This window comes from Tardiphaga sp. 285_C5_N1_2, from assembly GCF_052076065.1.
Lineage (GTDB): Bacteria > Pseudomonadota > Alphaproteobacteria > Rhizobiales > Xanthobacteraceae > Tardiphaga > Tardiphaga robiniae.
In genome coordinates, this window is the sequence record NZ_CP197241.1 from 3971522 (window position 1) to 3996461 (window position 24940).

Annotated in this window: 21 protein-coding genes and 1 other RNA gene; 6 read left to right on the forward strand and 16 right to left on the reverse strand. The window is 62.9% G+C overall.

What is annotated here, in order from left to right; translation table 11 throughout:
- Positions 1-78: 78 nt before the first annotated feature.
- The 7 genes from murD to rsmH all read right to left on the reverse strand — a co-directional run bounded on the left by murD (position 79) and on the right by rsmH (position 8864).
- Positions 79-1476, reverse strand: a complete 1398-nt coding sequence (gene murD / locus AB7951_RS18815) for a UDP-N-acetylmuramoyl-L-alanine--D-glutamate ligase (protein WP_120289040.1) — start codon at positions 1474-1476, stop codon at positions 79-81.
- A gap of 172 nt (positions 1477-1648) precedes the next feature.
- On the reverse strand, positions 1649-2731 hold the full coding sequence (gene mraY, locus AB7951_RS18820) for a phospho-N-acetylmuramoyl-pentapeptide-transferase (protein ID WP_120289039.1): 1083 nt from the start codon (positions 2729-2731) through the stop codon (positions 1649-1651).
- A 10-nt stretch (positions 2732-2741) separates the two neighbouring features.
- On the reverse strand, positions 2742-4178 hold the full coding sequence (locus tag AB7951_RS18825) for a UDP-N-acetylmuramoylalanyl-D-glutamyl-2,6-diaminopimelate--D-alanyl-D-alanine ligase (protein ID WP_120289038.1): 1437 nt from the start codon (positions 4176-4178) through the stop codon (positions 2742-2744).
- Entirely contained in the window at positions 4175-5632 is a 1458-nt protein-coding gene (locus tag AB7951_RS18830; protein ID WP_120289037.1) for a UDP-N-acetylmuramoyl-L-alanyl-D-glutamate--2,6-diaminopimelate ligase, read from the reverse strand. Before AB7951_RS18830 ends, AB7951_RS18825 begins: the two co-directional genes overlap by 4 nt.
- Before the next feature lie 93 nt (positions 5633-5725).
- Positions 5726-7489 carry a peptidoglycan D,D-transpeptidase FtsI family protein gene (locus AB7951_RS18835; RefSeq protein ID WP_439062631.1) on the reverse strand — a complete coding sequence of 588 codons (1764 nt, stop codon included), beginning with the start codon at positions 7487-7489 and terminating at the stop codon, positions 5726-5728.
- Positions 7486-7866: a cell division protein FtsL gene (gene ftsL / locus AB7951_RS18840; RefSeq protein ID WP_089267351.1), complete on the reverse strand. Its 381-nt coding sequence runs from the start codon at positions 7864-7866 to the stop codon at positions 7486-7488. Before ftsL ends, AB7951_RS18835 begins: the two co-directional genes overlap by 4 nt.
- Positions 7867-7868: 2 nt before the next feature.
- Positions 7869-8864 carry a 16S rRNA (cytosine(1402)-N(4))-methyltransferase RsmH gene (gene rsmH / locus AB7951_RS18845; protein WP_120289036.1) on the reverse strand — a complete coding sequence of 332 codons (996 nt, stop codon included), beginning with the start codon at positions 8862-8864 and terminating at the stop codon, positions 7869-7871.
- Between the two features lie 511 nt (positions 8865-9375).
- On the opposite strand from rsmH, the gene AB7951_RS18850 reads away from it, so the two are divergent.
- The gene (locus AB7951_RS18850) at positions 9376-10227 is read left to right on the forward strand and encodes an N-acetylmuramoyl-L-alanine amidase (RefSeq protein ID WP_120289035.1); all 852 of its coding nucleotides are present in this window, start codon (positions 9376-9378) and stop codon (positions 10225-10227) included.
- Here AB7951_RS18850 and AB7951_RS18855 read toward each other — a convergent pair.
- Positions 10224-11483 carry an RNA polymerase sigma factor gene (locus tag AB7951_RS18855; protein ID WP_439062630.1) on the reverse strand — a complete coding sequence of 420 codons (1260 nt, stop codon included), beginning with the start codon at positions 11481-11483 and terminating at the stop codon, positions 10224-10226. The two genes, AB7951_RS18850 and AB7951_RS18855, sit on opposite strands and share 4 nt — an antisense overlap.
- 4 nt (positions 11484-11487) lie before the next feature.
- The gene (locus AB7951_RS18860; protein ID WP_068732310.1) at positions 11488-11838 is read right to left on the reverse strand and encodes a YciI family protein; all 351 of its coding nucleotides are present in this window, start codon (positions 11836-11838) and stop codon (positions 11488-11490) included.
- Positions 11839-12037: 199 nt separating this feature from the next.
- Here AB7951_RS18860 and rnpB point away from each other — a divergent pair.
- Positions 12038-12522: RNase P RNA component class A (rnpB, locus tag AB7951_RS18865), an RNA gene on the forward strand.
- Positions 12523-12602: 80 nt separating this feature from the next.
- Here rnpB and AB7951_RS18870 read toward each other — a convergent pair.
- The 6 genes from AB7951_RS18870 to AB7951_RS18895 all read right to left on the reverse strand — a co-directional run bounded on the left by AB7951_RS18870 (position 12603) and on the right by AB7951_RS18895 (position 19629).
- Entirely contained in the window at positions 12603-13331 is a 729-nt protein-coding gene (locus AB7951_RS18870; RefSeq protein WP_441256022.1) for an alpha/beta fold hydrolase, read from the reverse strand.
- A 95-nt stretch (positions 13332-13426) separates the two neighbouring features.
- On the reverse strand, positions 13427-14386 hold the full coding sequence (locus AB7951_RS18875; protein WP_120289033.1) for a helix-turn-helix domain-containing protein: 960 nt from the start codon (positions 14384-14386) through the stop codon (positions 13427-13429).
- Positions 14387-14593: 207 nt separating this feature from the next.
- Positions 14594-16396: an ATP-binding cassette domain-containing protein gene (locus tag AB7951_RS18880; protein ID WP_441256023.1), complete on the reverse strand. Its 1803-nt coding sequence runs from the start codon at positions 16394-16396 to the stop codon at positions 14594-14596.
- 217 nt (positions 16397-16613) lie between these two features.
- Positions 16614-16778, reverse strand: coding sequence for a hypothetical protein (locus AB7951_RS18885; RefSeq protein WP_158596786.1), 165 nt, complete (start codon positions 16776-16778; stop codon positions 16614-16616).
- Between the two features lie 20 nt (positions 16779-16798).
- Entirely contained in the window at positions 16799-18382 is a 1584-nt protein-coding gene (locus tag AB7951_RS18890; RefSeq protein ID WP_120289032.1) for a DHA2 family efflux MFS transporter permease subunit, read from the reverse strand.
- Positions 18383-18396: 14 nt separating this feature from the next.
- Positions 18397-19629, reverse strand: coding sequence for an HlyD family secretion protein (locus AB7951_RS18895; protein ID WP_120289291.1), 1233 nt, complete (start codon positions 19627-19629; stop codon positions 18397-18399).
- Positions 19630-19814: 185 nt separating this feature from the next.
- Here AB7951_RS18895 and AB7951_RS18900 point away from each other — a divergent pair, with 185 nt between their 5' ends.
- Positions 19815-20447, forward strand: coding sequence for a TetR/AcrR family transcriptional regulator (locus AB7951_RS18900; protein WP_120289031.1), 633 nt, complete (start codon positions 19815-19817; stop codon positions 20445-20447).
- 9 nt (positions 20448-20456) lie between these two features.
- On the opposite strand, the gene AB7951_RS18905 is transcribed toward AB7951_RS18900, so the two are convergent.
- Positions 20457-21704 carry an extensin family protein gene (locus AB7951_RS18905; protein ID WP_120289030.1) on the reverse strand — a complete coding sequence of 416 codons (1248 nt, stop codon included), beginning with the start codon at positions 21702-21704 and terminating at the stop codon, positions 20457-20459.
- A 467-nt stretch (positions 21705-22171) separates the two neighbouring features.
- Between AB7951_RS18905 and AB7951_RS18910 the strand changes: the two genes are divergently transcribed.
- The 3 genes from AB7951_RS18910 to AB7951_RS18920 all read left to right on the forward strand — a co-directional run bounded on the left by AB7951_RS18910 (position 22172) and on the right by AB7951_RS18920 (position 24844).
- Entirely contained in the window at positions 22172-23182 is a 1011-nt protein-coding gene (locus tag AB7951_RS18910) for an ABC transporter substrate-binding protein (RefSeq protein WP_120289029.1), read from the forward strand.
- A gap of 2 nt (positions 23183-23184) precedes the next feature.
- Positions 23185-23988, forward strand: coding sequence for an ABC transporter ATP-binding protein (locus tag AB7951_RS18915; protein WP_199712046.1), 804 nt, complete (start codon positions 23185-23187; stop codon positions 23986-23988).
- Positions 23989-24055: 67 nt separating this feature from the next.
- Positions 24056-24844: an ABC transporter permease gene (locus tag AB7951_RS18920; RefSeq protein ID WP_439062735.1), complete on the forward strand. Its 789-nt coding sequence runs from the start codon at positions 24056-24058 to the stop codon at positions 24842-24844.
- Positions 24845-24940: the final 96 nt, after the last annotated feature.

Consider the following 24940-nt stretch of genomic DNA (forward strand, 5'->3'; position numbering starts at 1 on the left):
TGGCTCCTAACAGCCGCGTGATATTCCCTCGACTGAGCCAGAACACGTCGGCTGATACTGGTTCGTGAAGATCGCGCCTTAAACCGCCCTCACCCCATCCAGCGCCAGCACCAGTTCCCGGAACCGGTCGCCACGGATCTCGAAATTGCGGAACTGGTCGAATGACGCACAAGCCGGCGACAGCAGCACGACGGGTTCCGCGAGCCCGGCTTCCGCGGCATCGCGCGCGGCATTGGCGACCGCGACGTCGAGACTGACGCTGATCTCATACGGCACCTTGCCGTCCAGCGTACGCGCGAAGTCGCTCGCCGCCTCGCCGATCAAATAGGCGCCGCGGATGCGCGGGAAGAATTCGGCGAGCGAAGTGATGCCGCCCTCCTTCTGCTTGCCACCGGCGATCCAGAAGATGTCGTTGAACGACGACAGCGCCTTCGCTGCAGCGTCCGCATTGGTGCCCTTGGAGTCGTTGACAAACAACGTCGTGCCCTGACGCCCGACCTGCTCCATGCGATGGGCAAGACCGGGAAAGCTGCGCAGGCCCTTCTGCAGCACGGCCGGGCTGACGCCGAGCGCCAGCGCTGCGGCGGAAGCACAGGCTGCGTTCTGCGCATTGTGCAAGCCACGCAGCGAGCCGATACCAGCGATATCGACGACATCGCTCTGCGCGCCGCCGGCATTGCGCACGATGGTGCTGCCACGAATGGTGAGGCCATCGGCCAGCGGATGTTCGACGGAGACGCGCACCACGCGCTTGCCGGACTGCTCGATGCGATCGGCGGCCTTACTGCACCAGTCGTCATCGACGCCGATGATCGCCGTGCCACCCGCCTGCACGCCGGCGACGAGGCGCTCCTTCACCGCAGCGTAGTGCGCCAATGTGCCGTGACGATCGATATGATCGGGTGTGACGTTGAGCAAGATGCCGACGGAAGGATCGAGTGAGGGCGTGAGATCGATCTGATAGGACGACATCTCGATCACATGGACGCGGCCAGCGCGCGGTGGCTCGAGCGACAGGATCGCGGTACCGATATTGCCGCCCATCTGCGTATCGAAACCCGCCTCGCGCATCAGATGCGCAACGAGCGCTGTCGTCGTCGATTTGCCGTTGGTGCCCGTGATAGCAACGAAAGGCGCATCGGGTGCATGCAGCTTGCGCTCGCGGCAGAACAGTTCGATGTCGCCGATCACCTCGACGCCTGCTGCTTTCGCAGCGACGACTGTCCAATGCGGCGCCGGATGCGTCAGTGGCACACCGGGCGTCAGGATCAGAGCCGCAAAACTGCCCCATGCCACCGTGCGCAGATCGGCGGTGATGAAACCTGCCTGCGTCGCCTGAACCATCCGATCGATGCTGTCGTCGCAGGCGATGACTTCGGCACCGCCTGCCTGCAGCGCGTGGCAGGACGCGAGGCCGGAGCCGCCGAGCCCGAACACGGCGACGGTCCTGCCGGCGAATGAGGTGACGGGGATCAAAGCAACGCTCCGTTTGCTTTCTTGTCCCCTCTCCCCTTGCGGGAGAGGGTGGCGCGTAGCGCCGGGAGAGGGGTGGCAACAAGCGACGTCCGGCGTGCGTGGCCCCCCTCTCCCCGGCCCTCCCCCGCAAGGGGGGAGGGAGCACTACGCGCGGCGCTCCATCTCATTTCAATCACCGCAGCTTCAGCGTGGAGAGGCCGACCAGCGCCAGCATCACCGAGATGATCCAGAAGCGAATGACGATCTGCGGCTCGGTCCAGCCCTTCTGCTCGAAGTGGTGATGGATCGGCGCCATCCGGAACACGCGCTTGCCGGTGAGCTTGAACGACGTGACCTGCACGATCACCGACACGGCCTCCAGCACGAACAGGCCGCCGATCACCGCGAGCACGATCTCGTGCTTCACGGCCACCGCGATGGAGCCGAGCATACCGCCCAGCGCCAGCGAGCCGGTGTCACCCATGAAGATCGAAGCGGGCGGCGCGTTGAACCAGAGGAAGCCAAGCCCTGCCCCGAGCACCGCGCCGCACAGCACGGCGAGTTCGCCGGTGCCCGCAACGTAGTTGATCTGCAGGTAATCAGAGAACACCGCGTTGCCGGCGAGATAGGCGATCATGCCGAACGAGGCAGACGCGATCATGACAGGCACGATGGCGAGACCGTCGAGACCGTCGGTGAGGTTCACGGCATTGCCGGCGCCAACGACGATGAAGGCGCCGAACAGCACGAAGAACCAGCCGAAATTCACGATCACGTCCTTGAGGAACGGGATCACCAGCGAGGAGGACAGCGGATCGCGGCCGAGCTTGACGAAGGCGAAACAGGCGGCGCCCGCGATGATGAATTCGATCAGCAGACGCGTGCGACCGGCGAATCCTTTATGGCTCTGCTTGGTGACCTTGAGATAATCATCATAGAAACCGACGAAGCCGAAGCCGAGCGTCACGGCCAGCACGATCCAGACATAGGGATTGCGCGGATTGGCCCAGAGCAGCGTGGAGACCACGAGGCCGGACAGGATCATCAGCCCGCCCATGGTCGGCGTGCCCACCTTGACCAGATGCGACTGCGGGCCGTCAGCGCGGATCGGCTGACCCTTGCCCTGGCGCAGGCGCAGATTGTCGATGATCCAGGGACCGAACAGGAACACGAACAGTGCGCCGGTGACCACTGCGCCGCCGGTGCGGAAGGTGATGTAGCGGAACACGTTGAACACCGGCACGGTGCCCGCGAAGTCGATCAGCCAGTAGAACATTCAGTCCGCCCTATACCGCGGCGTCGTCGAGCGCGGCGTTGCCGGGAAAGCGCTTTTCGAGCGCGGAGACAATCGGTTTCATCTTCGAGCCGAGCGAGCCCTTGACCATGATGGCGTCACCGGCGCGGATCGCGGCCAGCACCTGCGATTCGAGCGCCGCCGCATCCCCGGCATAGCCGCCCCGCTTGCCCGTGGAAAGGGCATCCCAAAGGTTGCGCATCAGGGGACCACAGCAAAATACCAGATCGATGCCGTTGGACTGCACCGCATCCAGCAACCCGGCATGAAGTTTCGCGCCATCGGCGCCGAGTTCGAGCATGTCGCCGAGCACCGCGATGCGGCGCCCCTTTGGACCGACTGCTGCAGCGCCCAGTACATTGATGGCCGCCGCCATCGAAGCCGGATTGGCATTATAGCTCTCATCAATCAGCGTCGCCTCGCCGCCTGGCACTTCGAGCACATGGCGAGCGCCGCGGCCCACAGCGGGCACGACCTGCGACAGCGTCAGCGCGGCATGAACGAGATCGGCGCCCATCAATTCGGCTGCCGCCAGCACCGCCAGCGAATTCATCGCCATGTGGCGGCCGGGCATGCCGAGCTTGTAGGTCACATCATGGCCGAGAATGTTGGCATGCACCGCTGAACAGGTCGGATGCAATGCCACGTCGATCAGCCGTGCCTCAGCCTTCTGGTCGGCGCCGAACGAGACGATGCGCGAGACACCTGCCTTCTTGGCGCTCTTCTGCAGCCGCGCGAACTGCGCGTTGTCGCGGTTGAGAATCGCGACGCCATCGGGTTCAAGCCCCGAAAAGATTTCGGCTTTCGCATCCGCGATCGCTTCGACACCGGCGAAGAATTCCAGATGCACCGGTTCGACGGTGGTGATGACGGCGTAATGCGGCCGGACCATCTTCACCAGCGTCTCGATTTCGCCGGCATGGTTCATGCCGATCTCGAAGATCGCGAAACGTACATCGGCCGGACAGCGCGCCAGCGTCAGCGGCACGCCCCAGTGATTGTTGAACGACGCGACCGAGGCATGCGTCTTGCCCTGCGCTTCCAGCACGCGGCGCAGCGCTTCCTTGGTCGAGGTCTTGCCGACCGAACCGGTGATTGCGATGATCGGCGCTTTCAGACGTGCACGCGAGGCCAGACCGAGTTGGACGAGACCTGCGAGCACGTCGTCGACCACCAGCAGGCGCGCATCGGCGGGAAACTTGTCACGCTGCGCCGCTTCGACGACAGCGAGACCAGCACCGGCTTTCAGCGCGGCTTCGACGAAGGCGTGGCCGTCATGCACGTCGCCCTTGATCGCGAAATACGCGTCGCCCGGCTTGATGGTGCGGGTATCGATGGAGATGCCCGTGATACCCGCCGGCAGCGCGCCCTGGGTCGTGGCGTGCATCGCGTCGACCATCGCGGCCGATGTCCAAAGAAACTCGCTCATGCAGTCCTCTTGGCAAGCGCCGCTGCGGCGGCCTCGTGATCGCTGAAAGGCAGCGTGCGATCACCGACGATCTGTCCGGTCTCGTGGCCCTTGCCGGCGATCAGCAGGGCATCGCCGGGCTGCAGGCCTTCGACGGCCACGCGAATGGCCTCGGCGCGGTCGCCGATTTCGATGGCGCCTTTCGCAGCGGCCAGAATGGCAGCCCGGATGCTTGCAGGATTCTCGCTGCGCGGATTGTCATCGGTGACGATCACGCTGTCGGCATTCTCGGCGGCAATCTCGCCCATCAGCGGCCGCTTGCCGGCGTCGCGGTCGCCGCCGGCGCCGAACACCACGACGAGCTTGCGCTTGGCATAGGGACGCAGCGCCTGCAGTGCTTTCGCGAGCGCATCAGGCTTGTGCGCGTAGTCCACGAAGACCGGCGCGCCGTTATGCGCACCGACCTGCTCGAGACGACCCTTGGCGCCTTGGAGATGTTCGAGCGCGGCGAAGGTCTGCTCGACGTCTCCGCCGGTGCCGATGACAAGGCCGGCCGCGACAAGCGCGTTCTCGATCTGGAATTCACCGACCAGTGGCAGCTTGATCTGATGGCTCTTGCCACGATGCTCAAGTGTGAGTTTCTGCGCAAAGCCTTCGACCGTGGCATCGACAAGACGAATACCCTCGCCCACGCCGTCGCCCTTGCGGCCCACTCTCATCAGGCGCAAGTGGCGCGACTGAGCAGCATGGATCACCTGCGGCGAATGCTCATGATCCGCCGCGATCACGGCGACGCCACCATCCACGACCAGATTGAGGAACAGCCGCAGCTTGGCACTGAGATAGTGCGCGACATCCGGATGGTAGTCCATGTGATCGCGCGACAGATTGGTAAAGCCGGCGGCGCTGACGCGCACGCCATCAAGCCTGAATTGATCGAGGCCATGGGACGACGCTTCGAGCGCGAGATGAGTGACGCCCTCGCCGGTGATCTCGTCGATCTGTTGGTGCAGCGAGATCGGATCCGGCGTGGTCAGCGAGCCATAGACGGTGCGCTTCGGCGAGACGAGACCGATGGTGCCGATGCTTGCAGAGGCATATCCGAGGCGCCCCCAGATCTCGCGCGCAAAGGACGCAACCGAGGTCTTGCCCGATGTCCCCGTGACGGCGGCGATGACCGCAGGCTGGCGCGGATAGAATTTGGCGGCGGCCAGAGCCAGCGCAAGGCGCGGATTGGGCGTGCGCACGAAGGGGACGGACAGATCGTCGGGCTTGTGAGCACCGGCGACCGCGACGGCACCTGACGCCAGTGCCTGTGCGATGAAACGCGAACCGTCGGTTTTCGCGCCTGCAAGTGCAAAGAACAGATCGCCCGGCTTCACTGCGCGGCTGTCCACAGCCAGTCCGGTGACGGTGACGTCCCTTGCGGACTGCTCCATCACGGCATCAAGGTTGAACAAATCGCGTAGTTTCATGCTGCTCCGGGCAGGCCAGATCGAGTGACAAATCGGGTTCCGCAACGCCACGCAAACCGCATTTTGCACCGGCTGTAAAGCGCAGATGCGGCGTTACTGAGTCACCTTGGATGTCGCAAGAATAAGGCGGTCGGACGGCGCCAGATCGAAGCGCGGCTCAAGCCCCAACAGCGGCGCGATACGGGCGATCACATTGCCGCCCGTCGGCACCGCATTCCAGCCCGAGGTGATGAAACCATGGGTTTCCGGCAACGCCTTCGGCTCGTCCAGCATCACCAGAACCTGGAATTGCGGATTGTCCATCGGCAGCACAGCGGTAAAGGAATTCAGCACCTGCTTCTTCGAATAGCGGCCGTTGACGACCTTCTCGGCCGTCCCGGTCTTGCCGCCGAGATAGTACCCCTTGGCCCTCGCTTCAGCCTGCCGCGCCGAACCGACCTCGGCATTCAGGCGCATCATGTAACGCACCTTGTCGCTGGTCTCTTTCTTGATGACGCGCTTGCCGATCTCCCGCGCTTCCTCTTCGGTGCGCTTCAGAAAGGTCGGCGGGATCAGCAGCCCGCCATTGATCATCGCATTGACGCCCATCACTGCCTGCAGCGGCGCCACGGCCATGCCGTGACCGAATGCGATGGTGATGGTGTTCAACTCGCCCCAGCGTTTCGGCACGATCGGCATCGCGCTCTCAGGCAATTCGGTGCGCAGGCGATCGAGCTGGCCGACTTTCTTCAGGAAGGCCTTGTGCGCTTCGACACCCTGCCCGAGCGCGATCTTCGCAGCACCGACGTTTGACGAAAAAGTGAAGACTTCGGTGAGCGAGATCGGACGCGGCACCGGATGGGTGTCGTGGATCTTGAACTTGCCGTAGCTGAGCGGATAGCGCGCGTCATACATCGTATTGAGGTTGGCCTTGCCGCTGTCCAGCGCCATCGCCAGCGTCAGCGTCTTGAAGGTCGAGCCCATTTCATAGACGCCGGTGGTCAGGCGATTGATGCGGTCCGGATCGTGCGCTTCCTTCGGATTGTTCGGATCGAAGTCAGGCAGCGAGACCATCGCGACGATCTCGCCGGTCTTCACGTTCGACACCAGACCGGACGCCGCCTTGGCGCTGTACTTCGCCTTGGCCTTGAGCAGTTCGTCACGCAGCGCATGTTCAACGCGCAGGTCGACGGCGAGCTCGACCGGCTTCTGCAGACGGTCGGATGCGAAGCCCGCGCGATGCAGATCCGCGAGGCCATTGCTGTCGAGCCATTTCTCGATCCCCGCAATGCCCTGGTTGTCGATATTAGTCAGGCCGATCAGATGCGAGACCGCCGCACCGCTCGGATAGACGCGCTTGTTCTCGCGCAGGAAGCCGATGCCCGGAATGCCGAGGCGATGAATGTCGCGCTGCTGCTGCGGCGTGATCTCGCGCTTCAGCCAGGCAAAGCCCTTCTTGCTCATGATCCGCTCGCGCACTTCGGCGCCGTCGAGATCAGGCAATGCGCCAGTGAGCAATTCGACCGCTTCGTCCTTGTCGATGATGCGGCGCGGCTCCGAGAACAGCGACGGTGACTTCACGTCGGTCGCCAGGATCGCGCCGTTGCGGTCGACGATATCGGGACGTGCGGTCGCGATGGCGTCACGCGTGGAGCGGCGCTCGGCATGGGTGTCGCCGTTGACGGCAAACATGATCAGACGCACGGCAATGATGCCGTACACACCGCCGAACGCGATCATCGCAAGACCGACGCGCGCGCGTGCCTTCGCCGCACGATCGACGTTGCGCCCGTAGAGCAGACTGCGGATCAGACGCTGGCGCCAGGGCTCCGGCGGCCGGGTGATCGGTTTGTTCGGGTCGAGTTGCGGACCTGTCACTGCGGATCCTCCGGCGCCGGCAGCGAACCGGTCACGATATCCGGATCGATGGTGTGGATCATCGCGCCGATCGGATCGGGCTCACCGGGCTTGGCAAAGTTCGGCGGCCGATCCGGCAGGTTCTTCATCGTGTCGAATTGCTGCGCCGTCACCGGCTGCAGCTTGAGATGACGTTCGGCCAGACCCTGCAGCCGCATCGGCGCATCCAGCTTGGCCCATTCGGCACGCAACGACGCGATCGCATCGCGCTGTTCGCGAATATCGGCATGCAGGCGCAGCACCTTCTCGGTGCGCACCGTGGATTCCATCTTGATGCGATAGACATAGGCGGCGGCGAAGACGAGAACGGCGATGACGAGAAGGTGGATGATCCGCATGGTCAGCCTCCCCTCATCACAGAGGCAAGCGTCGGCCAGCCCGGCAACTGGCCGGCATCCTGTGCCGGCGCGTCGGTACGCTCGGCGCCGCGCAGCTTCGCAGAGCGCGCGCGCGGATTGGCCTTGAGTTCTTCGTCGCCAGCAGTGATCGGGCGCTTGTTGACGAGCGAGAAGCGCGGACGGGATTGCGCGACCTCCGGCAGATGCCGCGATCCGCCGCCGGTCTTGCTGCGTTCGGTCATGAAATTCTTGACGATGCGGTCTTCCAGCGAATGGAACGAGACCACCGACAGCCGGCCGCCCGGCTTCAGCACGCGCTCGGCGGCGGCGAGCGCGGTGTGCAATTCATCGAGCTCTGCATTGACGAAGATGCGCAGCGCCTGGAATGTCCGCGTCGCCGGATGGATTTCGCCGGGCTTGGCCCACACGACTTTCTGCACGATATCGACGAGCTGCTTCGTCGTCTCGATCGGCGCTTCCTTGCGCGCGGCAATGATCGCGCGCGCGACGGAGCGGGAGTGCCGCTCCTCGCCGAAGATATAGATGATATTGGCAAGATCGGCCTCGGAGGCCTTCGCCACCACATCGGCCGCGGTCGGCCCGTGCTGGCTCATGCGCATGTCGAGCGGGCCGTCGAAACGGAACGAGAAACCGCGTTCGGCCTGATCGATCTGCATCGACGACACGCCGACATCCATCACGACGCCATCGACGAGCGGCTCGCCCTGCGCGGTGCACACATCGGCGAGATTGGAGAAGCGATCCTCGACCAGCGTGAGACGGCCGTCGGACGCGTCGACCAGATCGAAACCACCGGCGATGGCGGTCCGGTCGCGATCGATGGCGATGACGCGGGTTCCCTCGGTCGCGAGAATGGCGCGGGAATAGCCGCCGGCGCCGAACGTGGCGTCGACATAAATACCACCGGCGCGCGGGCTCAGCATGTCGACGGCTTCCACGCCGAGAACGGAGATATGTCTTGTATCGGGCGTGCTCATGCGCGCGCCTGCCGGAAGCACGCAGACAGCGCGTTCCGTTCCTTCGCATCGAGGCGCAAAATCAAGCTGGACACGAACAGGCCCATGTCGCCTCAACTGTCGGCGCGCCGCCTGGCTTTTCCTCCTGAAAAGCCCGGTCGCCGCGCGATTGCGGGTTCCATTCGACGCGCCACCCGCGTTTGGCGCGGGAAAGGCCGGACGTCCGCATGGATTTGTCGGGATTGCCATGGGATTTGAACGTCAAAATGGAACTTTGGCCGCCCTTTTCAGGTTGGCTCTTCACCACTCAGTAACGGCACTTAGCGTTAAGAAAGCGTTGATGGGTTGGAGAGCAGTTGATCAATTGCAAGTGCCGGTTTCATCGTAGTGCTGATGCTTTAAGCCCACAGTGGATAAAAATGGGGCAAAACTGTCATGCAGTCGTTGCATAGCAATGTGCCGGTCGAGGATAGTACGCGCCTGCGGCGCAACCGATATGTGTCGCTGTTCTCGTGACTGATTTGAGTTTCTGATGGCTTCACCTACGTCCGCACCCGCTGGATCCGACTCCAAGCGTCAACGCGCCCTCCCGATTCCCAAGGGCGCCGCGGACATGCCGACCTTTACCCCGGATTCATCCGTGGTTTCCGACGTGATCCCGTCGCCGAATTTCGGTGAGCGTAACAAGGGCCTCGAGCCCGACATGATCGTGCTGCACTATACCGGCATGCCCGATCCGGAAGGCGCGATCACGCGCCTGTGCAGCGCGGGCACCGATGTCTCCGCGCATTACATCGTGCTCGAGGATGGCCGTATCGTGCAGACGGTGCCGGAAGCCAAGCGGGCCTGGCACGCCGGCGTCGGTTTCTGGGCCGGCGAAGAGGACATCAATTCCTGCTCGATCGGCATCGAGATCATCAATCGCGGTCATGACTGGGGCTATCCGGATTTTCCGAGCCGGCAGATCGCCGCCGTCACCGCGCTATGCCGCGGCATCATGCTGCGTCATGACCTGCAGCCGCATCGCGTGCTCGGTCATTCCGACGTTTCGCCCTCGCGCAAGAAGGATCCCGGCGAAAAATTCCCGTGGCACTCGCTGGCCAATTCGGGCGTCGGACACTGGGTGATGCCGGCGCCGATCGTACGCGGCGAAGCCATGAAGCTCGGCACTGCAGGCGACGACGTACTGGCGCTGCAGCATGCATTGGCGCGCTATGGCTACGGCATCGAGACCGATGGCCAGTACAATGCTCCGACCATGGAAGTGGTCACCGCCTTCCAGCGCCATTTCCGTCCCGAGCGCGTCGATGGCCTCGTCGATCACTCGACGCTGACCACGCTGCAGGCCCTGCTCGCAAGCCTGCCCAACGAAGCGACAGCCTAGATCTCCGGATCGGTCATCTCGTCCAGCTCAGCCAATCGCCGCGCGTAAAGCCGGCGCAGTGGCTCAAGTTGTGTGGCCGCACTGGCCCGATGATACGCATCGCGGGCGGCATCGCGCCGGCCAAGACGGCGCAACAGGTCGGCGCGCACCGCCGGCAGCAGATCGTAGCCGTCGAGTCCGCCCCTCGCCTGCAATGCATCGACCAGATTCAGGGCACGCAGCGGACCATCGACCATCGCCACCGCGGCGGCATGGTTGAGCTCGATCACCGGCGATGGCCTGATCCGCAGCAGGACTTCGTAGAGCCCGGCGATCTGCGGCCAGTCGGTGGCTTGATAGCTTGGCGCCTGCGCATGCAGCGCCGCGATCGCGGCCTGCACCACATAGTCATCGGGTCGGCCCGGAGCGTGCAACGCGTCCTCGACCAGCCGCAATCCCTCTGCAATCTGTTGGTGATCCCACAGCGACCGATCCTGCGCTTCCAGCAGCACGATATCGCCATCTGCGGTAGCACGACCGGAGCGGCGCGCGTCGTGCAGCAGCATCAGCGCCAGCAGGCCTTTGATCTCGCGTCGCTGCGGCATCAGCGCATCAAGCAAACGAGCCAGCCGGATTGCTTCCCGCGCCAGGTCCGGCCGCATCAGATCGTCACCTGACGTGGCAACGTAGCCTTCGGTGAAAACCAGATAGATCACGGCCAACACGCCGCGCAGGCGCTGTTCGAGCGCGTCCAGCACAGGCACTTCATAGGGAATTCCGGCGATGCGGATCTTCTGTTTGGCACGCACCAGACGCTGCGCCATGGCGTCTTCGCCGATCAGAAACGCCCGTGCCACCTGAGCGGTGCTCAATCCACAGACGGTCCGCAGCGTCAGCATCACCTGCACCTCCACGGCGAAAGCCGGATGACAGCAGATGAAAATCAGCCGCAACATGTCGTCGTCGAGAACGGCGTCATCACAGCGATCGTCATTTGCGCACGCATTCAGCAACAGCTCGTGCGTCACCTGTTCCTGCTTGTCGCGAAACGATACCAGACGCCTGACACGGTCGATCGCCTTGTTGCGCCCGACATTGACAAGCCACGCACGCGGATTTTCCGGCGGCTCGGCGGCGGGCCATTTTTCAAGCGCAACCGCGAAGGCATCCTGCAACGCATCTTCAGCCAAATCGAAATCGCCGACGAGGCGGATCAGCGTCGCCAGCGCGCGACCCGCCTCGTTGCGAAAGATCCTGTCGATTTCGGCCAGCGTCATGGTGTCAGTTATAGACCCAGATCGGCCGCACCTCGATCGAACCGACCCGCGCACTGGGAATCCGCGCCGCAATCGCCAATGCGGCATCGAGATCCTTCGCGTCAACCAGATAGTAACCAGCGAGCTGTTCGCGCGTCTCGGCGAACGGACCATCGGTGGTGAGCATCTTGCCGTCGCGCACCTGCACCGTGGTCGCTGTGGTCGTCGGTTGCAGCCGGTCACCGGCCTTGAAATTGCCGCTCTGGACGATGGACTGGGTGAACGCGCCATATTCCTCAAGCATCTTCTTGCCTGTGGCGGCGTCCATTTTCGCGTACTCGGCTTCGTTCTGGTAGATCATCAGCAGATACTGCATTGCGTTCTCTCCTCTTGAGCGGCGCATTCGCCGTGACATGGGCATGATCGGGTCCGAAAACTGGTTGCCACTTTCCGGGATCATGCGGTCAGTCGAACGAACCGGCAGCAGAACGACATCTTCAGGATAATTTATTTTGGCAAAGACTGCGCGCGTTCCTGGCTTGACGCCACGGCCCTGAGCCTCCATGCCTGTGCCGTCAGTCGGCTGGACGGCCGCTCCCGCTATGGTCGAAAGGCTGCGGGAGAGGAAAGTCCGGGCTCCATCGACATACGGTGCCGGATAACGTCCGGCGGGGGTGACCCCAGGGAAAGTGCCACAGAGAACGAACCGCCCTCCTACGTCCCTTCGGGACTTCGGCGCGACAGGCCTTCGGGCTCGCCACGCCGTAGCAGCGCAAGCTGCGAAGGCGGGTAAGGGTGAAAAGGTGCGGTAAGAGCGCACCGCGTATCCGGCAACGGAAACGGCATGGCAAACCACACCGGGAGCAAAACCGAATAGGGACGGCAAAGCAGTCAGTTCGCTCACCTTGAGCGATAACACTGCGGGGCAATGTCTTGCTCGCTGTCCGGGTAGGTTGCTTGAGGCCATAGGCAACTATGGTCCCAGAGGAATGGCCGTCACGTATCGCCGGTGCAAATCGGCGATGCCCTACAGAACCCGGCTTACAGGCCGGCTGATAACTTTCTGAACAACGAAGGGCCCGGCGCAAAACGCCGGGCCCTTCGCCAGTTTTGGCGCCGATGACCGCGCCGAAATCTGCTTCAGTCCCGTCCTGCCTGAATGATCGCCTCTGCGAGGCGTGCAGGATTGCTGAAGAACATTTCATGGCTACCCGGACATTCGACCAGCCGAAACAGACCAAGACGTTCGGATAGTCGGGGATGCCATGGCAGGCTGTGTGGCAGCGCAATGTCCTGCTGACAATTCACGTAGGATTTCCCGACCGCAAGTTCGGCGAGAGGCTTGCTCAGCGAAATCTTGTCGGTGAATGTCTTGTAGGGATGCGGATTGAGTTGCTCATAGGCTGACTTCGCCAGTCCGAAATCGGCATCGTTGATGAAAGCGTCGCGCCAGATTTCGAACGGCAGCATCACCGCGTTGTTGTTGGCGGCAGCGATGGAATCGAACAGGCCAAGGTAATGCGGCGGCACCATGTCGTTGACCGACTGTCCGTCCAGCGGAACGAAGGCGTTGACATAGACCAGCCGCTTGATGCGTTCTGCCATACGGTCCGCGACGCCCGAAATCACCATGCCGCCATAGCTGTGTCCGACAAGGCGTATGTCCCGCAGATTTTCTTTCTCGATATAATCAGCGATCGAAGCGATAGCCTGCGCAAGCCCAACTGTGCTGCGGTCGTCATTCGCGTTGTTGCCAGCGACCGTCGGGCAATGAACGACATGCCCGCTCGCCCGCAGATGACCGGCGACCGCGTCCATCTCCTGTCCCGTGTGCCAGGCGCCGTGAACCAGGACGTATAGATCTGCCATGCAATCCTCCCGATGTTTCCCGGACATTCATAATCACCGACATGCCGGGCAGATGGCCGGATTGTGCCAGCCCAATCGACGATTTGCGTCACAGGCTATCGTCGGCGCCTGAACTCGCCGGGTGTCACCCCCAGATATTTGCGGCACTGGCGGATAAAATGTGATGGATCTGTCAGGCCGACCTTCTGCCCGATGCCACCGATACTCACACGATCGAAGCGCGGCTCGGCCAGCATCTTGCGGGCCATCGACATGCGGCAATCGGCGAGCAGCCCGCTAAAGGTCACGGACGCGCTGGCGAGACCGCGATGTAGCGTGCGCTCCGAGATTTGCAGTTGCGTGGCAATCGACGCTGCAGTGAGGCCGGGCTCGGCATAGCGTTCGCGCAGAGCACGACGAATCCGATCAATTAGCGCGGCCGTGCCGGAGGTCTCCGCCGGCGACTGCGTCACATCGCCTTCCAGTGTCAGAGCCAGCAGGGCTCCCAATTGATCGACGAGGAGAGGCGCCGGCAGCGGACTGCGAACGGCCAATTCCGGTGACCATTGCCGGACGAAGCCGCTCAGTGCCAGTCCCCAGCCAGACTGTCCATCAATCACCCGGCCAAGATACTGCTCGGGCGCGGTAAGCCAGCGCTCGACCCATCCCATCGGCAGCTCCAGCGAAATCGTGTCCGACGTCACCGGAAAATGAAATTCATAGGGGCGCCGCGAATCCACCAGGAGAAGATCATGAGGGCGCAACATCGCCGTTCTCTCGCATTGCGTGGCCGACCAGTTCCGGTCGGTCTTGCAAAGCAGATAGTAAAAATTGGACTGGCCGCGCGCGATGGCGCGTCTGGTGCGATAGACATGCTGGGGATCGCCTCGAACTTGATTGACCCCAATCACGTCGAGCTGCCCGCGTTGTAGTTCGGACGCAAAGCTCGCGGGCGCGAGGCTGGCGATATCCATCTCCAGAAAGCCTTCGCAGACAGCGGAAATCCAGTAATCCAGCCGTCGTTCCGGCTCGACGAGAGCAGTCGACCATGTCTGAATGTCCGGCGAGCAATCCATCGTCGAGCCCCAATACGGTCTATACTGGTCGCAGGATCGACAGAGTGTTGCGCAAAGCAGGAACTGTCAACGACATCCGATTTTGCGACGACGGGCGTCACCGTGCGGGTGTCGCCACGATCGGCTCGACCACGGGGGACGAACGCATTCACGACATGCGCCAAAATGCGAACGAGGGCCAACGGCGGCCCCCGTTCCTTCCTGATATCATTCCGCGGCGACGGTGCGATCGAGATCCAGCACCTGCCGTTCGAACAGGCCGCGATAGATGCCACCCGGTCGCGCTGTGAGCGTGGCATGGGTGCCCTCTTCCGCGATATGCCCGTGATCGAATACCAGAATGCGATCGAGGCTGCGCACCGTCGACAGGCGATGCGCGATCGCGATCGACGTGCGGCCTTTCATCAGCCGCTCCATCGCCTCCTGGATCAACGCCTCCGACTCTGAATCGAGACTCGATGTCGCCTCGTCCAGAATAAGTACCGGTGCATCCGCCAGGAATGCACGCGCCAGCGCCACGCGCTGACGCTCGCCACCCGACAGTTTCACGCCCCGCTCACCGACCAGCGTGCCGTAGCCTTTCGGCAGCCGGGTGATGAAGTCACGCGCATTCGCCAGCCGCGCCGCCTGTTCAATCGCCGCCATGCTGGCACCGGGCCGGCCATAGGCGATGTTGTCGGCCAGCGAACGGTGAAACAGAATCGGATCCTGCTGCACGATCGCAATCCGGCTGCGCAGCGACTCCTGCGTGACCTCGGCGATGTTCTGGCCGTCGATCATGATCTGGCCACCCGACACATCGTAGAGCCGCTGGATCAGCTTCACGAAGGTCGTCTTGCCGGAGCCTGAACGCCCAACCAGACCGACGCGTTCGCCGGCGCGGATGTCGACCGACAGCCCGTCATAGAGCGGCGTGGCATGACCGCCATAGTGGAACGTCACGTCGTCGAACAGGATGCGCCCGCCGGTGATCGCAATCGGCTGCGCATCCGGCGCATCGGCGATGCCGAGCGCGACATCATGAATCGCGACAAGCTCCTCCATGTCGTTCACCGAACGCTGCAGGTTGTTGATGTGCATGCCGACATCGCGCAGATAGCCGTGGATCACAACATAGCTCGTCAGCACATAGGTGACATCGCCTGCCGTGGCCTGCCCGTTCAACCACAGCCATAGCGCGCCGCCGATCACCGCCGTGCGCACGCAGAGCAGCACTGCGAGCTGCACCGTGCTCGTCGTGTTGTAGCGATACCATGTGCGCGCCACGCGCACGCGCCAGCGGCCGACGACCTGCCCCAGCCGACCGTCCTCACGGCTTTCCGCGCCGAAGGATTTCACCACGGCGTTACAGGTCAGGGCATCCGCCAGCGTACCGCCAACCTTGGTGTCCCATGCATTCGACACGCGCGCGGCCGGCGCGATGTAACGCGTGGAGAACCACACGGTCATGGCGATATAGGCGACCGTGCCGACAGCGATCACACCGCCCAGCGCCGGCCAGTGCCAGCCGAGCAGCAGCATCGAGCCAAGCAACACCACCAGCGACGGCAGCAGCGCCATCAACAGCGTGTCATTGAGCAGATCGACCGCCCACATGCCGCGCGTGACCTTGCGCACCGTGGAGCCCGCGAAGCTGTTGGCGTGCCAGTCCGTCGAGAAACGCTGCACGCGCGCGAAAGCCTCGCGCGACAGATCCGACATGATGCGCAGCGTGAACGGAACGATGGCGTGGATGCCGAGTAGCCGCAGCAGCATCGACGTCGCGCCAAGCGCCACGATGGCGCCAAAGGCTGTGAATGCCGCCTGCCGGGCCGCCGGATCGGCGCCACCTTTGGTGACGGCATCGACCAGCTGGCCGGAGAATAGCGGCATGAACAGATCGGCCACCGTTGCGCCGAGCAGACCGACGGCAACCGTCGCCGCCCGTCCGGGCTGCCGGAACCAGTGCCGGATCACGAAAGGGATCACCACGCGGATGGCGGCGGCGCGGTCCTTCGATTTCAGAGTCATGACTTCATCCGGCAGCGCCCCTGCGCAGACCGGCTCCATGGTTTGACGCGCAACGGCCAGACCGAGCGCGAGCGTCCTAAAAGTACAGAAACGGGAAAGATCGGGATGGTCGGGACATCAGGCCCGACCGGCAGAGGCGGAACCGGGGCTCAATGAGCCCGCATAAATCCGCATGCGTGCACCGAACCGAGAATTCCGGAGAGCAGATCAATCGACTTCATGCAGACTCTCCCTCTGGTTCGAGCAATGGATAAATGATTTTATAGATGTGCCGCCGGCTTTTGGCAACATGATGGCCAGCTTCAATCGCTGATTGGCGATAGAACCGCTCCAGCCGCTCTAGCTTTTTGTTTTGACGCGTTTTCTTGACGCGAACCGGCATCCACTTCGCTCGAAAACGCTCTAGTGCCCGCCGCCGGCATTGGCGGGATTGCTGGGCTTGTTCAGCAGCATCACCATGAGGCTGAGACCGACATAGAACACCGACAGCGCGAAGAACGCATCGCCAAAGCTCATCACGACGGCCTGACGATGCACGATCTGCGACAGCTGCTTCATCGCCATGCGCGACGCGTCCCCCATACCCTGGAACTTCTGGGTGAACATGTTGAGCATCTCGACCGCCTGCGCATTGCCCCAGGTGACCTTGTCGTGCAGCCGGGTGATGTGGAAGTCGGTGCGGTGATCGAGCACGGTGTTGATCAGCGCGAGGCCGAGTGCGCCGCCAAGATTGCGCGTCAGGTTGAACAGGCCGGAGGCGTTCTTCAGCATCTGCGGCGCCAGCGTGCCGAGCGCGATATTATTGATCGGCACCATGGCCATCATCATGCCGATGCCGCGTAGGATTTGCGGCAGCAGCAATTCGTAGAAATCGAAATCGCGCGTCACCCATGTCATCTGCCAGGTGCCGGCAGCGAACAGCACCAATCCCGTCATGATGAGATAGCGCATGTCGATCTTCTGCATCAGACGCGCCACCAGCGGCGCCGTCAGGAACATCGCCACACCCGAGACGAACATGGTCTCGCCGATCATCAGCGCGCTGTAGCCGCGGATCTCCGCGAGATAACGTGGATAGAGATAGGTCAGGCCGTAGAGGCCGATGCCGACGCAGAACGAGAACAGACAGCCCAGCGCGAAATTGCGATCGGTGAAGGCGCGGATGTCGACGATGGGTTCCTTCGCCGTCAGCACTCGCCAGAAGAAGGCGATGGCCGAGAACAAGCAGATCACCGCGAAGATCGCAATCGACGTGTCCTGGAACCAGTCGTTACGCGGCCCCTCTTCCAGCACATATTCCAGCGAACCGAGGAAACCCGCCATGAAGCCGAGGCCCCACCAGTCGAAATGATCGAGCAGTTCGAAATGCGGCTCGTCGAAATCCACCAGCGCGAGCACGCCGATGGTGATGCCGATGCCGGGGACCACGTTGATGAAGAACAGCCAGTGCCATGACAACGCATCGGTGATGTAGCCGCCCACCGTCGGGCCGATGGTCGGCGCCAGCGTCGCGACGAGGCCGATGATCGGGCCGACGATGTGGAATTTGGAGCGCGGAAACACCGTATAAGCCGAGGCGAACACCGTCGGGATCATGCCGGCGCCAAGGAAGCCCTGGATCGCACGCCACAGGATCATCTGCTCGATCGACGAGGTGAAGCCGCACATCAGGCTGGCGAAGGTGAAGCCGGCGGCCGAGATCGCAAACAACAGCCGCGTGCCGAGTGCGCGCGACAAAAAGCCGGACAGCGGAATCGCTATCACTTCCGCGATCAGATAGGCGGTCTGCACCCAGGAGACTTCGCTGGACGACGCGGACAATCCGGCCTGGATTTCAGACAGCGATGCCGAGACGATCTGGATGTCCAGGATCGACATGAACATGCCGAACACCATGATCAGAAACGCGATCAGGCGTTTCGGCGCGACATAGTCCGCAGCCGGAGCGGCCGGCGGTGCGCCTGACACGGTGGTGGTCGTGGACATCTGCTTGTCCTGACTTAGCGCGCGGGTTCTGCACCCGGCTTGGTGTTGACGCGGACATAGACCGACATGCCGGCGCGCAGCAGGTTTTCCTTGGCGACGTCAGCCGGCACCCTGAGGCGCACAGGCACGCGCTGCACGATCTTGGTGAAGTTGCCGGTGGCGTTATCCGGCGGCAGCAGCGTGAATACCGAGCCGGCTGCCGGCGCGAGGCTTTCCACCGTGCCTTCGATGGCGCGGCTGCTATCGGCATCGAGCTCGATCGAGACCGGCTGGCCCGGCTTCAGGCGGCGCAGCTGCGTCTCCTTGAAGTTGGCATCGATATAGACGTCGTTGAGCGGCACGACATTGCCAAGACGCTGACCCATCGAAACGAAATCACCGGTCGAGATGAGACGGTTGGAGAAGATGCCATCCACCGGCGACTTCACGGTGGTGAAGTCGAGATCACGCACGGCCTTGTCCAGCGCGCTCTGCAATTCGGCGAGCTGCGCACGCGCTTCGTTCTGCTGCGCCTTCGTCACTTCGACGCTGCTCTTGGCGGAGTCGACGGATGCCTTCGCGGCCTTGACGGCAGCCGAGGTCTGGTCGCGGTTCGACTGCGAGGTCTCGTAGACCGAGCGCGAGGCAAAACCCTGCTTGCTCAGCGTTTCCTGACGGTCGAATTCAAGCGAGGCGCGATTGGCAGCGGCATCGGCCGATGCAAGCTGGGCCTGCGCCTGCTCGACAGCGCTTTCCTGCGCGCCGACCTGACGGCCGATCCGTTCGATTGTGGCCTTCTGGGTGTCGATCTTGCGCTTGGCGGCATCGACAGCGATACGATAGTCGCCGTCGTCGATCCTGAAGATCACCTCGCCAGCCTTCACCGCGACGTTGTCGCCCGGCAGGATCTGCGCGATGTGGCCCGATACGCGCGCACCCAGCGTGGTGTTGCTGGCGCGGACATAAGCGTCGTCGGTCGAAACGATGAAGCGGCCGACCAGATAGTAGTTCACGCCATAATAGACGCCTGCGACGGCGAGCAGCGCGCCGACACCGAGCAGCACTTTTTTCTTCTTGCCGGATTTTGGCGCAGCGGCCTGCGCGGTCGCGGCCGGTGCTGCTGTGGCGGGTTGTTCAGGTGCGGGTGCATCCGCAGGACCGCGGGCTGCGGGTTCATCCGCTGCGGGCGACACGACGCGCACCGGCGCGCTGTCAGTCTCGCCTTCGGGGCGAATGATACGGGCAGCCTGGTCGCGTGGTCCGGCCATTCCGGCCTCCTCAAACGTGAGAATGCGGACACCATCGGACATGCCGGGTCCCCGCTTGCTGCGGCAATATGTAAATTGACCGAACGGTTCGGTCAAGATAGAGTTTGGTCAGTTCATCACGATTTCGCGTTATTCCGGTTTCATCGCGGGCGATATCCCGCTGATTCATCGAACAGGCTGAACGAATGGTTGCCTCCCACCCTGCCCCCCTCTCGCCCGTAGGCGAGGAAGACAGCGCCAAGCGCCGCCAAATTCTCGACGGCGCGCGAAAAGTCTTCCTGGATCTGGGCTTCGACGGCGCCAGCATGGGCGAGATCGCGCGTGCCGCCGGCGTCTCCAAGGGCACGCTCTACGTCTATTTCACCGACAAGAGCGCGCTGTTCGAGTCGATCGTCGAGCAGGAGAAGCTCGAGCAGGGCAAAGCTGTCTTCAATCTCGATCCGGAACGCGATGCAGTGACCACGCTCGGCGAGTTCGGCCGCGCCTATATCCAGTTGCTGTGTCGGCCCGGCGGCGGCTCGGCGATCCGTACCGTGATGGCGATCGCGGAGCGCATGCCCGATGTCGGCAAACGCTTTTATGAAGCGGTGTTGGCACACGCGATCCGGCAGGTCGCGACCTATCTCGATGCCCGCGTCGCTGCGAAGGAATTGGCGATCACTGATACCGAGCTATCCGCCGCGCAGTTCATGATGTCCTGCCAGGCGACGCTGTTTCAGCCCTTCATCTTCCAGGCCAAGCCGACGCCGACGCGCGCGGAGATCGACAAGGTCGTCGACAGTGCCGTGCGGATGTTCCTCGCGGCCTACCGCATCTGACAAGCCGGCCTATTCGTTCTCGTAGAAGTCCTCGTCATCGGGCGATTTGCGCGTCGACTTCTTGGCCGTGCGGCCGATCGAGCCGGTCACGCCGCCGTAGTCATTGTTGTTGCGCCCGGCATAGGGATTGCGACTTTGCGCGCGAGCGGCAATCTCCTCGCCCGACACGGCCGCCGGCTGGCAGATCACCGGGCGCTTGGGCCGACGCATCAGATCCACGTGAATGTGATCGTAGTGATAGACGTTGGAGCCCGGCGCCAGCACGGTGTTGAAGACCTGGCACGCGCCGCCCTGGATATCGCGCAGGAACCCCTGCTCTTCCGGCATGCCCTTCCAGCCTGCCTTCACCGAGACACTGCGACCATCGGCGAGCACAAAAGCGGAGATATCGAGCGCGTTGCCGAACGCATGTTCGGAAATATGCGCGCGCGAATTGCCGTTCATGCCACGGCACGAATAGGCAGAGATCTGCTTGATCTCGGCGACGCGGGTGCCGAACCAGCGCATCGCCGCCGGCTGCACGGACTCCGCGAGCCACTTGTCGAGTGCCGAGACGATCGGACAGGCCAGCGTCGCCGTCGGTTTCACGACGACGGGGCCGACCGAGCCCGTGACATTGCCCTGTCCCGGTCCAAGACGCTGTGGGGCATAGTCCTGCGGCGGCTGGCTCTGCTGCACACCTGAACTATAGCGGCCGTAAGGCGCGCGCGGCTGCTCTTGCTGCGGCGCGCGCATCGTCTGCGGCGAACCTTCCGGCGGCAATTCGATTTCGTCTTCATTGTCCGGCGGCACGCCTGGCGCGTTCAGCGAGATCGGTCCGTTATTGGCAGCGCCGCCATAGGATGAACCGCCATAGGACGGCTGCTGCGGCGCGGCTTGCGGATAGGAACTCGGATAGCTGTTCGCGGGACGCGCCATGGTCTGTGGCTGCTGCTGCACCGGCCAACGTGGCTGGCTTGCACCGCTGATGCCGCCAGGCGGCCGCAAGGTTTCATCGGCAAAACCATAGCTGCTGCTAGCCTCGCCAAGGGCTGCGACCTTCAAGGGAAATTCAGCGCCGCAGACACCGGGCCCGGAAATCGGGTTGATCCGAACGAGATCAGCGCCCTCTTTCACCGTGCCGGATTTGAGACATGCGACTTCTGCCTCGGCACGCCATGGTTCACGTTCCTGGGTCTGAAACAGACCGCGTCCGCAACCCGCAAGCGAAACAAGGACGACGGAGCCGACGAGATACAAACGAACTCTGCGCGTCATTCGCGCAAGGTGGTCGAAATGTTTTAAAGACTCTTCAACGCATTGAATTCACGTTTGATTTACCATGTTGCCGACGCTCGTACCGCTACGGCGGCAGTTGGTCGGCTTCCTTCCCTTTTCTGCGGGAACGGACTGCCAGCTTTCGCGTTACTCCGCGCGACAACGTCAAAGGGAGGGTTCCCATGACTATGTTCGGCCAACTGAGCGTTGTGGCCGCCTATGCGGCAATCGCCTTCGTCGGCGCTATCGTATTTGGCGTGCTGTAGAGCCCTAATCCCATAAAGCTTTCTCACCTATGGCGTCCGCTCTCCCGAGCGGGCGCTTTTTGCTGTTGTGGCCTGCCAATAGCCGATTGACAGTTTGACGCAGGCCGGGGCCTGATGCCCCCGTTGCGAGCGCTTGCGCGTGGACCGGGATGACCGCCCCCGCAGTAGACCAGCGCCAAATTCAGAAGTCAGGAAACGTCCATGCGCAAATTCTTTGCCGCAACCATTGCGGCTGTATCACTCGCCGCTGCACTTGCAGCCCCTGCTGCGGCGCAAACCCCGATCAAGATCATGGTCGGCGGTATCGACAAGCAGATCTATCTGCCGGCGAAACTCGCGGCGCAGCTCGGATTCTTCAAGGAACAGGGGCTCGACGTCGAGCTGTTCAACTCCACCTCTGGCTCGCAGGCAGCGACCGCCCTGCTCGCCCGCGAAGTGCAAGGCGTGGTCGGCTTCTACGATCACACCATCGACCTGCAATCCAAGGGCAAATTCATCACCTCAGTGGTGCAATTCGCGATCGCGCCTGGCGAAGTCGTGCTGGTGAAGGCCGCCGATGCGGACAAGTTGAAGGATCCCGCCAACTGGAAGGGCCAGGCGCTCGGCGTCACCGGCCTCGGCTCTGCCACCGACTTCCTGACCCGCGCGCTCGCCGCCAAGGCGGGCCTGAAGATGCAGGACTACACGCTGGTGCCAGTCGGCGCTGGCGATACGTTCCTGGCTTCCATGCAGCAGGGCAAGATCGTCTCCGGCATGACGACGGAGCCGACGGTGGCGCGTGCGGTGAAAAACGGCACGGCCAAAGTCGGCATCGATCTGCGGACCCCGGAAAGCACCCGCGCTGCACTTGGCGGCGATTATCCGGCCGCGTGTCTCTATATGGACCGCGCCTGGATGGAGGCGAACAAGGAGACGGCACAGAAGGTCGTCAATGCCTTTGTGAAGACGTTGAAGTGGATGAACAGCCACTCGCCCGAGGAAATCGCGGCGCAAATGCCGAAGGACTATTATGCCGGCGAACTCGATCTCTATGTGCAAGGTCTGCGCGAAGGCAAGCCGCAATATTCGGTCGACGGCATGATGCCTGCTGGTGCACCGGAGTCAGTGCTGAGTGTACTGAACAGCTTCTCGCCCAACCTCAAGGGCAAGACCATCGACCTCGCCAAGACCTACACCACGGATTTCGTGGTCAAAGCCAACGCGACGAACTGAGCATGTCAGCAATTGCATCGCCCTCCGCCGTCGCACTGAAGAACGTCGCGCGCCGCTTCGTCACGCCTTCGGGTGACGTTCTCTCCGCGCTGGAGGATTTCGACCTTAGCATTGCGCCCGGCGAATTCATGGCCGTGGTCGGCCCCACCGGCTGCGGCAAGTCGACGACGCTCGGGCTGATCGCCGGCCTCGCCCGCCCGCAAGGCGGCGAAGTCACATTGTTCGATGCGCCGGTGACCGGTGTTGACCGGCGCGTTGGCTTCGTGTTCCAGCAGGATGCAGTGTTTCCGTGGCGCGACGTGCTCGGCAATGTCATGGCCGGGCCGCTGTTTCGCGGCGTGGCGAAAGACAAGGCGGAGGCCACCGCGCGTGACTGGATCATTCGTGTCGGCCTGAAGGGCTTCGAACATCATCATCCGCATCAGCTCTCCGGCGGCATGCGCAAGCGCGTGGCGCTGGCGCAGACTTTCATCACCAATCCGCAGGTGCTGCTGATGGACGAGCCATTCTCCGCGCTCGACGTGCAGACTAGGGAATTGATGCAGGAGGAATTGCTGCAGCTCTGGGCGCAGGCGAAATCGGCGGTGCTGTTCGTCACCCACGATCTCGACGAAGCCATCCTGCTCGCCGATCGCGTCGCCGTGCTGACTACGCGACCGGCGCGGGTAAAGTCCGTCCACACCATCGACCTGCCGCGTCCACGCGATGTCGCGACATTGCGCTACGACGAACGTTTCATCGCCATCGCGCGAAAGATCTCTGACGACCTGCGCGAGGAAGTATTGCGCGCCCGGGCGGGACACTAGAATGACCGAAACGACAATCACCACACCCCTTGCCACCGACGGCCGCATCGAGACCGCCGTCCAGCGCATGCGCCGCCATCAGCGCCTCGTGCTGGTACTGCGGCTTGCCGTCCTCGTATTCCTGATCGGCGGCTGGGAATTTGGCGTGCGCTTCGAGCTGATCGATCCGTTCTTCTTCGGCCAGCCCTCCGGCATCGTCACCAAGCTGATCGACTGGACCGAAAACGGCACCTCGATCGGGCCGCTATGGAAGCAGATCTGGGTGACAATCTACGAGGCCGGCGCCGGCTTCCTGATCGGCTCGGCCATGGGCATCCTGTGCGGCATCGCGCTGGGCCGTAACCAGCTCCTGTCAGACGTGTTCTCGATCTACATCAAGGTCGCGAATTCGATCCCGCGCGTCGTGCTCGGCTCGATCTTCATCGTCGCCCTCGGCCTTGGTGCGGCATCGAAGATCGCACTCGCCGTCGTGATGGTGTTCTTCGTGGTGTTCGCCAACGCCTTCCAGGGCGTACGCGAGGCCGACAAGAACCTGATCGCGAATGCGCGCATCCTCGGCGCCAGCAACTGGCAGATGACCCGCGCTGTGGTGCTGCCTTCGGCGCTGTCCTGGATTCTCGCCAGCCTGCATGTCTCGTTCGGCTTCGCGCTGGTCGGTGCCATCGTCGGAGAGTTTTTGGGCGCCCGCGAAGGCATGGGACTGCTGATCGCGACCGCACAGGGCTCGTTCGATTCCAACGGCGTGTTCGCCGCGATGATCGTTATCGCGATCGTGGCGCTGCTGGCCGAATGGATCCTGACCATGATTGAAAACCGGCTGCTGACCTGGCGCCCGGATACCACCCTTAACGAGTGACCACTGAAGCCCGGCGCGCTTGATTCAAATCAGCGCGCCGGCGGTCATTCCCGGTGCAACAATGTTGTCCGCCTCCTCCCGCGACGACACATTTCC

Excerpts from the sequence above, each read along its gene's own strand:
- mraY (WP_120289039.1), bottom strand. The coding sequence starts at position 2,731 with ATGTTCTACTGGCTGATCGACTTCGCGGGCACCGTGCCGGTGTTCAAC.
- AB7951_RS18825 (WP_120289038.1), bottom strand. The coding sequence starts at position 4,178 with ATGAGCGAGTTTCTTTGGACATCGGCCGCGATGGTCGACGCGATGCAC.
- AB7951_RS18830 (WP_120289037.1), bottom strand. The coding sequence starts at position 5,632 with ATGAAACTACGCGATTTGTTCAACCTTGATGCCGTGATGGAGCAGTCC.
- ftsL (WP_089267351.1), bottom strand. The coding sequence starts at position 7,866 with ATGCGGATCATCCACCTTCTCGTCATCGCCGTTCTCGTCTTCGCCGCC.
- rsmH (WP_120289036.1), bottom strand. The coding sequence starts at position 8,864 with ATGAGCACGCCCGATACAAGACATATCTCCGTTCTCGGCGTGGAAGCC.
- AB7951_RS18850 (WP_120289035.1), top strand. The coding sequence starts at position 9,376 with ATGGCTTCACCTACGTCCGCACCCGCTGGATCCGACTCCAAGCGTCAA.
- AB7951_RS18855 (WP_439062630.1), bottom strand. The coding sequence starts at position 11,483 with ATGACGCTGGCCGAAATCGACAGGATCTTTCGCAACGAGGCGGGTCGC.
- AB7951_RS18860 (WP_068732310.1), bottom strand. The coding sequence starts at position 11,838 with ATGCAGTATCTGCTGATGATCTACCAGAACGAAGCCGAGTACGCGAAA.
- AB7951_RS18870 (WP_441256022.1), bottom strand. The coding sequence starts at position 13,331 with ATGGCAGATCTATACGTCCTGGTTCACGGCGCCTGGCACACGGGACAG.
- AB7951_RS18875 (WP_120289033.1), bottom strand. The coding sequence starts at position 14,386 with ATGGATTGCTCGCCGGACATTCAGACATGGTCGACTGCTCTCGTCGAG.
- AB7951_RS18880 (WP_441256023.1), bottom strand. The coding sequence starts at position 16,396 with ATGACTCTGAAATCGAAGGACCGCGCCGCCGCCATCCGCGTGGTGATC.
- AB7951_RS18885 (WP_158596786.1), bottom strand. The coding sequence starts at position 16,778 with ATGCCGGTTCGCGTCAAGAAAACGCGTCAAAACAAAAAGCTAGAGCGG.
- AB7951_RS18890 (WP_120289032.1), bottom strand. The coding sequence starts at position 18,382 with ATGTCCACGACCACCACCGTGTCAGGCGCACCGCCGGCCGCTCCGGCT.
- AB7951_RS18895 (WP_120289291.1), bottom strand. The coding sequence starts at position 19,629 with ATGGCCGGACCACGCGACCAGGCTGCCCGTATCATTCGCCCCGAAGGC.
- AB7951_RS18900 (WP_120289031.1), top strand. The coding sequence starts at position 19,815 with ATGGTTGCCTCCCACCCTGCCCCCCTCTCGCCCGTAGGCGAGGAAGAC.
- AB7951_RS18905 (WP_120289030.1), bottom strand. The coding sequence starts at position 21,704 with ATGACGCGCAGAGTTCGTTTGTATCTCGTCGGCTCCGTCGTCCTTGTT.
- AB7951_RS18910 (WP_120289029.1), top strand. The coding sequence starts at position 22,172 with ATGCGCAAATTCTTTGCCGCAACCATTGCGGCTGTATCACTCGCCGCT.
- AB7951_RS18915 (WP_199712046.1), top strand. The coding sequence starts at position 23,185 with ATGTCAGCAATTGCATCGCCCTCCGCCGTCGCACTGAAGAACGTCGCG.
- AB7951_RS18920 (WP_439062735.1), top strand. The coding sequence starts at position 24,056 with ATGCGCCGCCATCAGCGCCTCGTGCTGGTACTGCGGCTTGCCGTCCTC.